Annotated in this window: 14 protein-coding genes; 8 read left to right on the top strand and 6 right to left on the bottom strand. The window is 30.9% G+C overall.

What is annotated here, in order from left to right:
- Nucleotides 1-11 precede the first annotated feature (11 nt).
- The 3 genes from KORDIASMS9_RS01910 (at nucleotide 12) to KORDIASMS9_RS01900 (ending at nucleotide 3692) form a co-directional block, all read left to right on the top strand.
- Nucleotides 12-1355, top strand: coding sequence for a helicase C-terminal domain-containing protein (locus KORDIASMS9_RS01910; RefSeq protein WP_114901224.1), 1344 nt, complete (start codon nucleotides 12-14; stop codon nucleotides 1353-1355).
- Nucleotides 1356-1368: 13 nt separating this feature from the next.
- On the top strand, nucleotides 1369-2853 hold the full coding sequence (locus tag KORDIASMS9_RS01905) for a hypothetical protein (protein WP_114901223.1): 1485 nt from the start codon (nucleotides 1369-1371) through the stop codon (nucleotides 2851-2853).
- A 203-nt stretch (nucleotides 2854-3056) separates the two neighbouring features.
- On the top strand, nucleotides 3057-3692 hold the full coding sequence (locus KORDIASMS9_RS01900; protein WP_162819725.1) for a hypothetical protein: 636 nt from the start codon (nucleotides 3057-3059) through the stop codon (nucleotides 3690-3692).
- Between the two features lie 128 nt (nucleotides 3693-3820).
- Here the strand turns inward: KORDIASMS9_RS01900 and KORDIASMS9_RS01895 are convergent, their stop codons facing one another.
- The 5 genes from KORDIASMS9_RS01895 to KORDIASMS9_RS01880 form a co-directional block, all read right to left on the bottom strand.
- Nucleotides 3821-4039: a hypothetical protein gene (locus tag KORDIASMS9_RS01895; protein ID WP_114901221.1), complete on the bottom strand. Its 219-nt coding sequence runs from the start codon at nucleotides 4037-4039 to the stop codon at nucleotides 3821-3823.
- Nucleotides 4040-4649: 610 nt separating this feature from the next.
- Nucleotides 4650-5387: an AraC family transcriptional regulator gene (locus KORDIASMS9_RS01890; protein ID WP_114901220.1), complete on the bottom strand. Its 738-nt coding sequence runs from the start codon at nucleotides 5385-5387 to the stop codon at nucleotides 4650-4652.
- A 16-nt stretch (nucleotides 5388-5403) separates the two neighbouring features.
- Nucleotides 5404-5574 carry a hypothetical protein gene (locus tag KORDIASMS9_RS23010; RefSeq protein ID WP_162819724.1) on the bottom strand — a complete coding sequence of 57 codons (171 nt, stop codon included), beginning with the start codon at nucleotides 5572-5574 and terminating at the stop codon, nucleotides 5404-5406.
- A 44-nt stretch (nucleotides 5575-5618) separates the two neighbouring features.
- Nucleotides 5619-5909: a hypothetical protein gene (locus KORDIASMS9_RS01885; RefSeq protein ID WP_114901219.1), complete on the bottom strand. Its 291-nt coding sequence runs from the start codon at nucleotides 5907-5909 to the stop codon at nucleotides 5619-5621.
- Nucleotides 5910-6285: 376 nt separating this feature from the next.
- Nucleotides 6286-7290 (bottom strand): hypothetical protein, encoded by a 1005-nt coding sequence (locus KORDIASMS9_RS01880; protein ID WP_162819723.1) that lies wholly within the window; start codon nucleotides 7288-7290, stop codon nucleotides 6286-6288.
- Nucleotides 7291-7635: 345 nt separating this feature from the next.
- Here KORDIASMS9_RS01880 and KORDIASMS9_RS01875 point away from each other — a divergent pair, with 345 nt between their 5' ends.
- The 4 genes from KORDIASMS9_RS01875 to KORDIASMS9_RS01860 all read left to right on the top strand — a co-directional run bounded on the left by KORDIASMS9_RS01875 (nucleotide 7636) and on the right by KORDIASMS9_RS01860 (nucleotide 11872).
- On the top strand, nucleotides 7636-9321 hold the full coding sequence (locus KORDIASMS9_RS01875; protein WP_114901217.1) for a helix-turn-helix domain-containing protein: 1686 nt from the start codon (nucleotides 7636-7638) through the stop codon (nucleotides 9319-9321).
- 129 nt (nucleotides 9322-9450) lie between these two features.
- Nucleotides 9451-9672 carry a hypothetical protein gene (locus KORDIASMS9_RS01870; RefSeq protein ID WP_114901216.1) on the top strand — a complete coding sequence of 74 codons (222 nt, stop codon included), beginning with the start codon at nucleotides 9451-9453 and terminating at the stop codon, nucleotides 9670-9672.
- 119 nt (nucleotides 9673-9791) lie between these two features.
- Nucleotides 9792-11363: a S8 family serine peptidase gene (locus KORDIASMS9_RS01865; RefSeq protein ID WP_162819722.1), complete on the top strand. Its 1572-nt coding sequence runs from the start codon at nucleotides 9792-9794 to the stop codon at nucleotides 11361-11363.
- A 2-nt stretch (nucleotides 11364-11365) separates the two neighbouring features.
- Nucleotides 11366-11872 (top strand): hypothetical protein, encoded by a 507-nt coding sequence (locus KORDIASMS9_RS01860; RefSeq protein WP_162819721.1) that lies wholly within the window; start codon nucleotides 11366-11368, stop codon nucleotides 11870-11872.
- Nucleotides 11873-11875: 3 nt separating this feature from the next.
- On the opposite strand, the gene KORDIASMS9_RS01855 is transcribed toward KORDIASMS9_RS01860, so the two are convergent.
- Entirely contained in the window at nucleotides 11876-13141 is a 1266-nt protein-coding gene (locus KORDIASMS9_RS01855) for a Y-family DNA polymerase (protein ID WP_114901213.1), read from the bottom strand.
- 255 nt (nucleotides 13142-13396) lie between these two features.
- On the opposite strand from KORDIASMS9_RS01855, the gene KORDIASMS9_RS01850 reads away from it, so the two are divergent.
- Entirely contained in the window at nucleotides 13397-14128 is a 732-nt protein-coding gene (locus KORDIASMS9_RS01850; RefSeq protein ID WP_114901212.1) for an SOS response-associated peptidase, read from the top strand.
- The last annotated feature ends 123 nt before the right edge of the window (nucleotides 14129-14251 follow it).

Below are 14251 nucleotides of genomic sequence, written 5' to 3'. Positions count from 1 at the left end.
GAAACTTGCCGATGATAGGACAAGTGATTTATCTAAATCGTGGAAAAGATTTTTTCCCCTATATCAAAGAATATTTAGAAGTGGTTTTGGGTTTTAAAAAAGACAGACCTTTAAAAAGCAATTCGAGAAAAAAAGTAGATGAAGTAGAATTCATCACTGGCGGTATATCTGAAGCTAAAAAAGAAAAAATAAAACAAGCTTTTAATGAGGGCGTTTGCAAAGTAATTATTGGAACAAGCACCATAAGAGAGGGAATCAATCTACAAAAAAAAGCGACAGATTTATACAACCTATATCCCGATTGGAATCCTACGGACTTGCGTCAAGTTGAGGGGCGTATTTGGCGACAAAAAAATGAAAATGCATTTGTCAGAGTCACCATGCCACTGATGGAGAATAGCATGGATATATTTGTTTTTCAAAAACTAGAGGAGAAAACCGCGCGTATCAATGATATTTGGAACAAATCTGATCGCGGAAACGTTTTGGATGAAGAAAGTTTAAATCCCAATGAAATCAAATATGCGCTTATCACTGATACAAAGGTACTTTTGCGATTTGAACTCAAAGAAATGGCTTATGATTTGCAATCGAAAATTAGTTTTTTAAATAAGCGAATTGCAGATGTCAAGACGTATGACGATTTAAAAGAAAAATATGCACTTCAAAAAGAAAGAGTCCAAAAAGACATTCAATTAGCACTTAATAACCTGCAAGATTTTGAGGTACATGCCACCACGGTTCGTACAGTATATTTTTATCAACTAGTTGATATCAACATAGAAGATTTACCGCAAGCTGCACAGAAAAAGGTGAAACGTCTGCAAGAATTACAAGAGCAGCTTATCAGTCTCACCAATAATTTTGATGCTACGCTGCTTATTCAAACACTTCCAAAATATTATAGGCTACTTAATTTTTATGGCTACCCAACCTATTTTAATGACTTTAAAGAAACCGCTTCGAAACTTGGTAAAATTGAAAGAGTGTTTACCTCAAAAGGGTATGAGAAAAACATGAAAACGGCTGATATATTAGAGAAGTTTCAACAAGAATTGCAAGCAACTGAAAAAGAATATGAAGAACTCTCCACAAAGGAGTTTCAAGACAAGCTAGAAGCGAAAATCATTGAAGAAAAACAAAAGCTTTCCGTAGTTGGTGCTGATCTTGAAACTAGAGTAAAGGAATTTGAATCCCTTAATCATTTACTCAGCTATAAATTCAACGAAGTAAAGCAAAACACCTGTGCTATTCCTGATAAAGAAAATCCAAAATTAGCAGCGAAAGTAAAACGAATAAAAATTGCTAAAGCTAAAGCAATCGCCATACAATTAAAACGAAAAAGAGCAGCATAAAACACACAATCCGATGATTACACTACAAAACTATTTTGAAAAAAAAGATCAAATTGATTGGTCAAAGATAAGTGAAGTAACCAAAGCGAATATAAAAGATATAGAGTTACTCATGCAAACGGCTATTGATGTTCCCGAATCTTTAGATGTCAAGGAAATCGAAACAGAAATAACTATTTTTTTAGCTGAAATTAACAAAGCAGCAAAACAGAAAACGACTCGAAAAAAAAGTAGTACAGCTTCGACTTCAAAAAAAGAAAAGCGTCCTGTTAAAAACAAGCAAGCTTCAAAAGGTACTATCCAAGAAGAAAAGCAAGATGAGCGCCTAAGTACTTACGAGCAAATTCGCTTGACTACATATTTTAAGAAACTTGTACCCTACAATCAAAAAAAGGCACTTGTGCAGATGGATAATAGTGAGTTTGACAAAATCATCACTAAAGTAGAAAAGCAACTCGAAGAAATACCGAAAAAATCACAAGGTGAGTCCATCGAAAAAAGTAGTGTTCATGCCCATTATTACCATGGAAACACTGATTGGTATATTGTTGATATCGTGGAAGAAAATAATCTGCTTTTTGGATATATTATTCTCAATGGAAATACACAAGATGCTGAAGCGGGTTATTTCTCTATTGATGAATTAACGGAAGAAAGAAATGCTAGAATTGGATTTATAGAACTTGATTTTCATTTTAAAAAGGATACACTAGAAAATATTCTATATAAAAGATATCCCAAAGCATATCCAAAACCGACTACTAACAATACAAAGTCTGCTGGCAAAGCACCTGCTAAAAAATCAAAACCAAATTCTAAAGCGATACAGAAAGTAGTAGATATTAAAACGGTAGATCATTTCTCAACCGAGTACAGGCTCATAAGACGTTTTTACAATCTTATAAGACTCCACAAAACAACAACCTTCAGAAAAATACAATTACTCTACACAGCATTTCAAAAAGCACCTTTAGAACGCTCTATTCGTAAAACGAGTGCGGATGCTGATTTGTTTACGAAAATCAATAAAAAAGTAGTAGCACTATTCAAAGCAGTAAATCCAACTAAAAGTGATGCAAATATTGATTTTACTGATAAAAAACTATTGGAGCAGATGCAAAATTATGTCAAAGGTCACAAAGTAAATTATGCCATCACCTTATTAAAATCATTTGTTTCCCTACAAGGGTTAAAACCCGATACAGAAAAAGTGGAACGACTTTTAAATCGAATTGAAAATGCTATAGAAAAAGGAAGAGTAACAAAGGATAATCGTTTATTTCATCAAATCTTAATCGCGAAGTCAGAACTGATAGATTATCTTGAGAAACCAACAACTAAAATAGAGCCCACACAAATTGGACTCTCACTTCCTGCAAGAAGTTTGTGTACCAATCGTATCAAATGTGCGGGACTTAGAAAAGATGGGAAACTCAATAAAGGATATCGTTTTGTGGATGGTGGCAATGTTGCTCGCGTAAAAAAAAAAGTGGTTTAGGTACTAACGTTCTTGTCATTAACGAATTAGAATACCAAGGTGTTCCTCAAAATACAGTTCCGATACAAGATACTTTTCCACTCCAAGATGTTACACCAGTTGTTAAAGATAAAGACCAGGGAATCAACCAACCTAAAGGTAGAAAAAAACAAAAGAAAGTTTCAAAAAACAAACGTACGCTCACTTCCAAAGAACTGATGAACATGCACTTTGATACGGTGCAATTTGATAGCGGTTGGGAACATTTTTTACCCAATGCTACCAAACGAATGAATTTAGGGATTTCGGGAAAACCTAAAAACGGAAAAACCGCAGGTGCATGTCAATTTGCAGCATATCTGACTAAGTTTGGAAAAGTGCTTTATAATTTTGCCGATCAAGGGATTATTAAAAACACGCAAGATTTATGGAAGTTGGCAGGGCTACATACAAACCCAAATGCGGAAGCTTCGGACTTTAATACGTTGGAAGATTTAGATTCGGTATGCGCTTCGGGAGAATTTCAGTATATCTTTATTGATTTAATTAACAGTTATATTGACCGAACCAAAATAAAGCCGCATGAATTTGAGGATAAATACATAAAAAAGTATCCGAATATTTCTTTTATTCTTTTGTTTGAAGTGACAAAAACAGGAAACTTTAAAGGCGATCAAAAGTGGATGCATATCGTAGATCAAATTGTGGAAGTAAAAGACTATTTGATGGAAACTAGAGGACGTTATGGGAATGGTTTTCACATTGTTTGGGAGGAGGAGTTTAAAAAGCTTCAGCCAAAAAAATATGCGGAGTTGATGCCATCTCAAGAATTACAATCACAGAGTTTATTGTATCTATAATATCAAAAGTTGTCTAAATAGTAAAGACTATTAGAAGAACTAAATAATGATGTTAACTAGGTTTCTACTACTTAGACAAGCTTACTTGAAAATATTAATCTGAATAATTAAACAAGAATCAATAAGTATTAGCAAGCAACATTCCATGATGGACAGCCTCTTGTGTGATCTTGGTCTGGTTCATTTGGTTTATCATCAGGCATTTGTGTTCCAATACTAGTTGTTCCAGTTAAACACCAACAAGAATCTCTAAATACTCCTCCACGAATTTTAAACGGAAAATCTTCATTTAGTTTACAAACTTTACTTTTTCTAAGCTTTAGATGATTTACTTTATTTTTTTTCATTTGACATTAATTTAGTTACAAAAAGTCCTTTTGACTTCTTTTCATATTTATAACTAACCTACTATATAAACGTGACATTTTTTTAAATAAAAAACCTCAATATTGGGAATCATTGAGGCTTTAAGATTAAATTAAGGAATTTTATAGTGAAAATTTTCAAGTCACATAAAAATAGATTCCAATAAACACAATCAGCGCAAAGAGTGTAGATGCGGCTAAAAAGCCAAAAACAAATCCTTTAAAAAAATGAGTATCTAATTTACACATGTTTGTTTCTATTTTTAAGTAAGTAGAGCAGCTAAATACATAGCTACTCTACTACTACAAAGTCTAAATTAACCCATAACTTAAAACCATGAATAAACTTTTATCCAACCATACTATTTCAGCAATACTATGTTAGTTTTTAGTTATACAGTTACAGCTCCCCCAAACTGATTTCGTTTTAGACTCTTTTTATTTTCTTATTAAAAACAGCAAGGCGGACTGAGGAACTATCGACAATGCCGCCCTGCCTAGCTAAATAAACAGCTTTACCTAAAGATTCCCCAATCCAACGTGATACTTAACTATCAATAGCTGCTTTTTTAACTTACTAATTAATTTATTTTTAGGGTGCTTGTTTCAGAAAGTCAGAAACTGTTTCACCAGTTTTTTTTCGGAATGCCTTTGAAAATGATTCTCTATTGCTGAAACCTGCTTCTTGTGCCATGGCGTGTACCGTATAATTTTTATAATTTGTGTTGTTTTGTAATTCTTCAATGCTGTACTGCACTCTCAAATCATTGATGTAATTTCGAAATGATTTTAATTTGTGGGTATTGATTACTTTCGATAAGTATTTAGTGTTTGTCTGTAGTTTTTTAGCGAAACTATGTAGTGTGATTTTAGTATTTAAAAATCCTTTTTCGTTTTCAAACGCTTTCAAGTTTTCGAGGATCGCATGCACAATTACGGGATCAATGTTCAGTTTGAAACTTGTGTCTTTTTTATCATTAATATCTACATTTTCTTGTTTTGTTTTTTCTAACAATGACACAATCTTGTTTAATCGTTTGTCACCGCGCTTATTTAAGAAGCAGAGCATTCCAAAAAGGATCACTAGAAATAATACAATACCAATCAGCACAAAATGCTTCAGTTCAAACGCTTCTTGTTTTTCGAGTAACGTTGCAATCATCTTTTCTTGTTGCCGCAATATGGCTAAACTGTCTACTTGTATTTCCTTTTTGGAAATAGATAAGCTTTGAATAATTTTATTGGCTTCAATATGCTCACTTCCGTAGCTTGAGCTAACGTTCAAAAAACAACTACTTATGATTAGAATACAGTTATAAATAAACTTCATGGTAACGGTTTTTGTGTTAATGTTTCTTTTTTAATTCTTTTTCAATTTCTTCATCGACTTCGTTTTTCTTTTGACACTTTTGAGCATATTTTTCGGGAGTGTTTCTAAAATAAAGTATCAGTACAATGATGATAAAAATGACAAGTATTATACATATTACTAATAAGCTTTTTGTAATGGTATCCATGTTTTTTATAATTAATGGCTACCAATTGTAAAGGGTTTTATTGTTTAGTTATTTTGATTTAGGGTATCTGTATTAGATTCAATGCCTAGCATTTTATTTCTTCTGTTGGTTTCTTCTTCCTTTTCTTTCAGTTTTTGGGCGCACAAGTCAAAAATGGCAGCTTCAATTTTTTTGTTTTCATTTAAGCCATTGTAAACATTTCGAATCATAGACTTGCCGTACGCAGTTCCTTTTCTATTGGTGATGCCGCGTGTTTTTAAAATTTTTAGTACATCATTTGCATAATGATATCCCAAAATTGATTTCAACTTTTCGTGTTGTTTTTTTGTAATCATAGTTCTTTATAATTGTTTATTAATGGCTATCAATAAATTGAACTAGGTGTATAAAAAAGCCATGCGGATAGCAGGCTATGCTATGTAAAAGCATGGCTTTTTAAGTTTATAAAGTCTTTAAAATATTGATTAAGTATTGAAATGTTTAGTGCTCCTTCTTTTCTTTATCTCTGTAAAAATACATTACAATCAATAATCCTATTAAGGCTAAAAGGATGAGTGATTTTATTTTACCCGAAGTACTGTAAGATGAAAAATTGCCTGAAAATAGTATTTCATATAATCCACCTATTAGTAAAATGCAGTATACAAGAAAGGTTGGAAGATTATTTTTAAATTTAGACATAAAATATATAGTTAAGTTTTTAATTAATGTTTAGAAAAACATGCAGCTTACAAACTCAAACACAGCCCAAGCAGCACCTATCCAACTAAGTGTCTTAGCAGCAATTTTTCGAATAGCTTTTTTTAAAGCCCTTTTTCCAGCTGTACTTTTAAGTCCTTGTTGCATTGCTTCTTGTAAAGCTGTAACCCCTAGCGAACGCATAAGACAATCATACATTCTTCCAGATACACTTTCACTATCTTGTGCATAAACAGAAAAACCAAATAAATGCATATAATCAATAGATACATTTGAATTTGTAATATCTTCTTGCGCTATTAGGGCTGTAACTAAAGGTACTAAATTATATTCTTCTTCTCCATCAAGAATTTCTGTAATTTCATTATCTGAGAAACCTTTAGAATAAAAATAATTTTTAGCTTCTACAATAGCTGGAATCATGGCATCAATAACAGGTTGTACAGGGAGTTCAAAAATTGATAAACAATCATTTGGATCGAAACTATTCGGATCTTGATTATTTCCTGTATCTGTTGTATCACTCGGATTATAAGTGAGATCAAACTGAGTCGTTACACCGTGTTGAGTTCTAGCATTCATTAAGTCACCAACAGAATTGATGCTATTAACGATATCATCTACTGCTTGACTAGTGCTACTTGCATCATAATGCATTAAACAAAATGTTTGAGTTTCAACATTACTTCCTGTATTTGTAGTATCACCATCTCTTTTAACAATTGCTCCATTTTCGGTTGGAAGTTTTGATGGTATTGGACTTATTGGAACACTTGATAAATTATTACTAGTAATTTTTAAAGCATCCAAAAAGTTATTTTTTATTTCTTCAGATGTTTCATAATTCAAGTCACTATTGCTATCAGTTTGACATGCTTGAAAGACAAGTACTCCACAAACTAATACTACCTTCATCACAAAGATTGCAAACAATCCTTTTCCAATTCTTTTAATTCCGTTATTCATTTTTTTATTGTTTTTTAAAATACACCTACTCGTACGTTTTTCGGTTTCCACGACTGTTTTTTTTAAGTGATTAGCTACACTTAAATAAACATTCGCCGTGATGTGTATTAAAAAAATACCTATCTTTGATTTGCAGATCGTAGGCAAATGTTTATTTGTTTACAAAAAGGCTTTCAGTAAGACGGAAGCTTTTTTTGTTGATGTAAATGTAGTGGAATTTAGAGGTGTTTTTCAAATACTTGTTGTCGTAATTCTTAATTCAAGACCGTCATATTAAAATTCAAGACTCTTTTTTTATAGATAAAATTTTAGAAATCAGACTCTTATTTTTTTCAGATCTACTCGTGTGTTTTTCAGTAAAATATAGTTTCTACCATAGTAAATTTTGATATAGCAATGCGTAATAAATGTATTTATTTATTTATATTCTTTTTTTATTTCGGCTTTGGACAGCAAAATAATAATGATATTGACTCATTAAGTAAGTTGTCTTACCAAGTATTAATTGATAGTTTTTATAATTCTTCAGAATTAGCAGACAAAGAAGTTTTTACTGAAAGTATCTTGCAAAAGTCAAAAAAGGAGAAAGATACTTTAAGGCAAATTATAGCTTACTATTTTTATACTAACATATATAGAGGGAACAGAAAAAAACCAAGACTTCTATATCTTGATAGTTTAATAGATATATCTAAAAGATATCCTGATACAGATTTCCCTACAACTGCATATTACGATAAGGGTATATTATTATATAAGGAAAGGGACTTTAAAAAAGCTATCAATGCTTTTGTAAAAGGAAATGAATATGCAACAGAGTATTCTAATAATGCATTTATTTTTTTAACAAATAATTATATTGCTCGCATTAAAGATAGAACTGGCAACCAATTAGAAGCGTTAAAAATACATCAAAAAAATACTCAATTTGCAAAAAAAAACATTAAAGAGTTGAAAAATGCTACTTATCTAAGATCTTTATATGCATTGGCTTTTACCCATAAAAATTCACGAAATATTGATTCTGCATCTTACTATAATAATCTAGGATTAGAATTATCAGACGAATTCAATATTGAAAAAATGAAACCCTATTTCAATATGAATGAAGGAGTTGTAATGTATTTAAAAAAAGAATATGATTCTGCTAAATTCAGAATCGAATCATCAAAAGAAAGCTTTAAAAAGACTAATGATCTTCCAAATTTATCAGAAGCTTATTTTTATTTGGGGAAGATAGCATACGACCAAAGCTACAAAAACGAAGCTATTAAGTATTTTAAAAAAGTGGATACAATATTTTCTGAGATTAATGATTTGTTTCCAGAATTGAGAGAAAATTACCTCTTACTAAGGAGTTATTACAAGCAACAAAAAAACTTGAAAAAACAATTGCTGTATACTGAAAAATTAACAAAAATTGATAGTATTCTAAATAGCAATAATATGTACATCAGTGATTATCTAAAGAACGAATTTGATATCCCTAAGATAATTTCTGAAAAAGAAGATCTAATACAAAGATTAAAGAAAACTAATAAATCAAAAACTACTTATATTTATATAGGAGTAGCCTTTATTCTTTTGGTTATAGTTTTTTTCTACAGGCGACAACAAATATTTAAAAAACGATTTGAAAAACTATTATATGATTCAAAAGAAAATAGGAATAATGCTATTGAAATAAACAAAATAGAAAAGCAAAAATCATTGTTAGATGTTCCTAAAGAATTAGTCGAAATTATATTAGGAGGACTGAAATCATTTGAAGCTAATAAAGGCTTTTTAGACTCAAGTATTAAATTATCAACCTTAGCGAAACTTTTAGATACCAATACAAATTATTTATCAAAAACAATAAACTACTACAAAGGAAAAAATATTAATGCGTATTTGAATGAGCTACGTGTTGAATATGCTATTGAAAAATTAAAAGAAGACAAAAAGTTTAGGAATTATACTATAAAAGCTATAGCTAGAGAAGTCGGATTTAAAAGCTCTGAAACTTTTTCTAAGACATTTTATAAAAAAACAGGAATATACCCTTCATATTTTATAAAGCAACTCGATAAAACAGAATAAATATAAAAGCCTAAATGTCAATGTTTTAAAAGTCTTGATTTTTAATTTAAGACAACAAGTAGCTAAATTGAATAGATTTGTTTTGAGTAAAAAGATATATTTGGATTCAATTTAAAACATTAAAAAGAAATGAAGAACAAACAGAAAAAAAGCCTAGAATTAATAAAAAGAAATGTGGCTAAACTTAACAACTTACATTCTATTTTCGCAGGAAATGGAGGCGAAAATGAAACAGACAATACTGGGAATACAGAAACAGAACCACCAACAATAAATGAAACAGAAGTTGTGGTAATTAGATGTATTCAAACTTCAAAAAGGAAAATTAAAGAAGTTAAAGTAGTAATATAAAAATTGAAGTGATTTAACTTAATAGTACTAAAATGAGATTAATAATAATTGTATTACTTAGTTTGATATTTACGTCGTGCTACAGTCAAAAGTATAGCTATATCAAACCAACTTCCATTGTGTTTAATAAGAAAATTTCTAAAAATGATCTTAAAAACTGGCAATATGGAGATATCCATGAAGATTCTATCGCTGGAATAAGTTTAATAAAAGCGTATGATAGTCTAATGGATAAAAAAAAGAGTAATACAATTATTATTGCTGTCATTGATAATCCTGTGGATATAGAACACCAATATTTAAAAAATGCTATTTGGATTAATGAAAAAGAGATTCCCAATAATAATATTGATGATGATAAAAATGGCTTCGTAGATGACGTTCATGGTTGGAACTTTTTGGGCAATAGTAGTGGTGAAAATCAAATTTTTTCTAAGATGGAAAGCTCACGTATTTTACAAAAATATGAATCCGTTTTCGAAGGTAAGCAATACAAAGATATCGTTGATAAGTCTAATTATAGAATCTATAAAAGTGCAAAAGCTGATTATAATAAAATGCGAGAAAAGTCACTAAAAGAAAAAGACTATTTTACTATGATGCATAATTCATATAATGATGCAGAAAAAGTATTGTCAAAATATTTCTCAAGTATAGACTATTCTTTAGAGCAATTAGATAGTTTAAAATTACAGCATCCTAAAGATACAATACTTGAAAGTGCAGTTCTTAGAATGTCTAATTTTAAGGAATATTTTGGTAAAGATTACATTTACAGAAACTATTTAATATATAATAACCACATTGAAAAACTTTTGAATAAAGATTTTAATGATAGAGGTATTACAGGAGATGATTCTGATGATATTACTGATACCAGCTATGGTAATAATGACATTAGTCACAATTTAGAAGTTTTAAATCATGGAACTTTAGTTTCAGGAGTTTTGGTAAAATCAAAAGATATCTTAGATGAAGTTGAAGGTATCACTGAAAATGCTAAAATAATGCCTTTAAGCATTTCTTGCTATGGAGATGAACATGACAAAGACATAGCACTAGCAATTAGATATGCTGTTGACAACGGTGCTAAAGTGATTAATATGAGCTTTGGTAAAAAGTTTTCATTACATAAAGAGTGGGTTTTTGAAGCTTTTAAGTATGCTGAGAAGAATGATGTTTTGATTATTTCATCTGCTGGTAATGGAGGTCAAGATTTAAGTGTTGAAAATAATTATTACCCTAATGACAATGAAAATAACGGTACAGAAGTTTCAAATAATTTTCTATTGGTAGGAGCATCAACCTATAATGTCAATGAAAAATTAGTTTCCTCATTCTCAAACTACGGAAATGTAGACGTTGATATTTTTGCACCAGGTTATTATATATACACTACAGCTGTAAGTAATAAATATGAATTCCAAAATGGAACTTCTATGGCAGCATCAATTACATCAGGAGTAGCCGCACTCATCCGTTCCTACTACCCAAACCTAACAGCAGCCGAAGTCAAACAAATTATCATGGAATCAGGAGTTTCGTATGATATTATGGTCAATAAACCATCTACAAGCAAAGAAAAAGAACTTGTTCTTTTCAGTTCCCTTTCCAAATCGGGAAAAATAGTAAATGCGTACAACGCTTTACTCATGGCAGAAGAAGTATCCAAAAAGAAAAAACGGAACTAACCATGTACCTCATTTGGACAATCATAAATTATGCCTTTATCATTCTATTTTTTGCATTGATATTAACTATGATTGCAAAATATAAAACACTACTTCAAAAAAAGTATAGCATAGTAATTATTGTAATACTAGTTGTCGGATTTGTCGGTCTTGCTGGTGAAAAAGAAAACTCTATAAGAGGTGAATATACTTTACCAACAGATGATGAATCCTTGGGGAGAATTGTAGATCAAAAACGAATTCTCATTGAAGATAATACACTTTTTGACATAACAATGTTGGTTCGATTCCGTAAAAACAACGATGAAGAATTAATACCAGTTTTCACAAGAAGTGGATTAAATGGGTTTACAAGTGACCACAGATGGAATTATGATTATGCAGAAATTGACAAACTAGGTGGCAATACATATTCATACACAGTACATGGTGTGTTAGATTGGTATTTTTTAGATATTAAAATATACGAGGAATATAAAGAACTCACAGGAACTTTTACCATAGATTAACACTTAAAAGTTACAATTCACTGTAATAATCTCATTCAAGTCAGTCGTATAATTTGGTGACAAATGATTCTGACGCATTGCCCAAGGCGAGTCTAGCTTTTGACTTGCCACATTTAGCGTATTTTTTCCGTATTTAGTATTCATTTTATCCATAGTAGCCATCAACTTACTATGATCTGCATTCACAGGTTCAAACATATTTAATTGTTTAGCCGTATCTGGAACCAATCCCATAACTATAACTCCTGCCTTTTTATATTCATAATCCTTTTTAAAAATTTGTTGCACTCCATGTTTTGCATACTTAGCCAGTACGATACTTGAATTTGTTGGATAAGGCAGCTTTAAAACGACATTGTTACTGTATTGTGGTTTATCATTCTTAAAAGGATTTGTTCTAACAAATACCATAATTAAATTACAACAGCTTTTTTGGTGTCTTAACTTTTCAGCAGTGACACACGCATAACTAGAAATAATTTCCTGCAAATCATTGATGTCACTTTTTATTTTTGCAAAGCTTCTAGTTACTGCAATAGATTTTTTATTCTGTACTTCACCTAGTCCAAGTGTTGGAATTCCTTGCAAATCTTTTTTTAGTCGTAATCCGACAACAGAAAACTCCTTACGTACCCAATTGTCGTGAGCGTCCACAAACTGTATTGCTTTTGTAATTCCATACCTATTTAGTTTTTGTGCATGCCGTCTACCAATTCCCCAAATGTCATCTACGTTGAGCCATTTTAAAGCTTTGATTCGCTTCAAATCGGAATTCATAACATAGACACCATTGGTCTGATTCGAAAACTTTTTAGCGATCTTGTTCGCTACTTTGGCTAGTGCTTTTGTAGGGGCAATTCCAATACTAATAGGAAGCCCTAATCCGCGCGCTACTGTGTTTTTAATATCTATGCCTATTTCATCAAAATTAAAGCGTTTAAAGCCTTTAAAATGAAGAAAAGCTTCGTCTATGCTATACACTTCAACATCAGGCGTATAATCAGAGAGAATTTGCATAAGTCTATCGCTCATATCACCATATAAAGAATAATTAGATGAATATATAAGCACATTATTTTCTTTAAAGGTTTTTTCGAATAAATGGGCGACTGCACCCATTGGAATTCCTAGTGCTTTTGCTTCGTTACTTCGAGAAATAACACAACCGTCGTTATTAGACAGAACCACAACAGGTTTCTTATTTAATGCAGGATTAAATATTCTTTCGCAAGAACAATACATATTATTTACGTCTACAAGCGCATACATTTGCAATACATTTAGGGGTTAAGGGATTACGAATGTATGAGTGTAGATTTTAAGTAATTTTCACTTTCTTACAAGCGTTTCTGTAGTTGCAGTATCCAATAAACAAATACTACAGAATTGGTTTTTATAGTTGTAAGTGTTTGAAAGAAAAGGATGTAAAATTATAAGAACCTAAATTTTAAAGAAAAAATCATAAGATAGCATGACAACAAATATTTGTTATATTTATAAAGTTATCCCCTAAAATTAAAAAATATGTGTTTCCATGTTTCCCAAGTAAAGAAAGAAAAAGAACTCGAAAAACGTTTTGATGCAGCTTTTGAGTACGATGGCATATATGAACCTTATTATCACTTCAATGGATGGGAGAATAAGTCACTGTATATCATTACTCAAGATGATCCGTACATTATCAAACCGAGCTATTGGGGATTAATGCCAAATAATATTGATATATCAGAACGAAAAAATTATTTAGGTAATTGGAATACTTTAAATGCGAGAAGTGAACGTGTATTAGAAAGTAGCTTATTTAGAAAACCGACTTTAGAGAATAGATGTTTAATTTTAGTTAGTGGTTTTTTTGAACCACATCAATTTCAAGGAAAGAAATACCCATATTTTATTAGATGTAAGAATCAAGAAGCATTTGCAATGGCGGGAATTTATAATCACTTGGAAGATGATATTTATACCGCAAGTATTTTGACAACAACTGCTAATGATTATTTTAAGCGTGTACATAATAATCCAAATCGTCAAGGTCAATATAGAATGCCCATCATTTTAGATAAAAGTGAAGAAATAGAATGGCTCAATCCCGATTTAAAAGAAGGCGACATTAAAGAACAAATGATGTTCTCATTCACCAAAGAAGATTTTGAAGATTATCCTGTTTCAAAGGATTTGTTTTCGAATAAGATTGATTCTGATAGAGCGGATATTGTAGAGCCGTTTTATTATGCAGAGATGCATACTTTGTTTTGAAAATCAATTAGGAAGAGTTAATAATTTTAGTATATTTACATCATTAATAATCGAAAATCGAATACGTTTCTGAATACGATTTGAGAGTTTAAGCGGAATGGAGCATGGGTAATGTGTTGATAA

Source organism: Kordia sp. SMS9, from assembly GCF_003352465.1.
Classification (GTDB): Bacteria; Bacteroidota; Bacteroidia; order Flavobacteriales; family Flavobacteriaceae; genus Kordia.
Note: the sequence above shows the minus strand (reverse complement) of the source record. Positions and strands in the feature narration are given on the sequence as shown.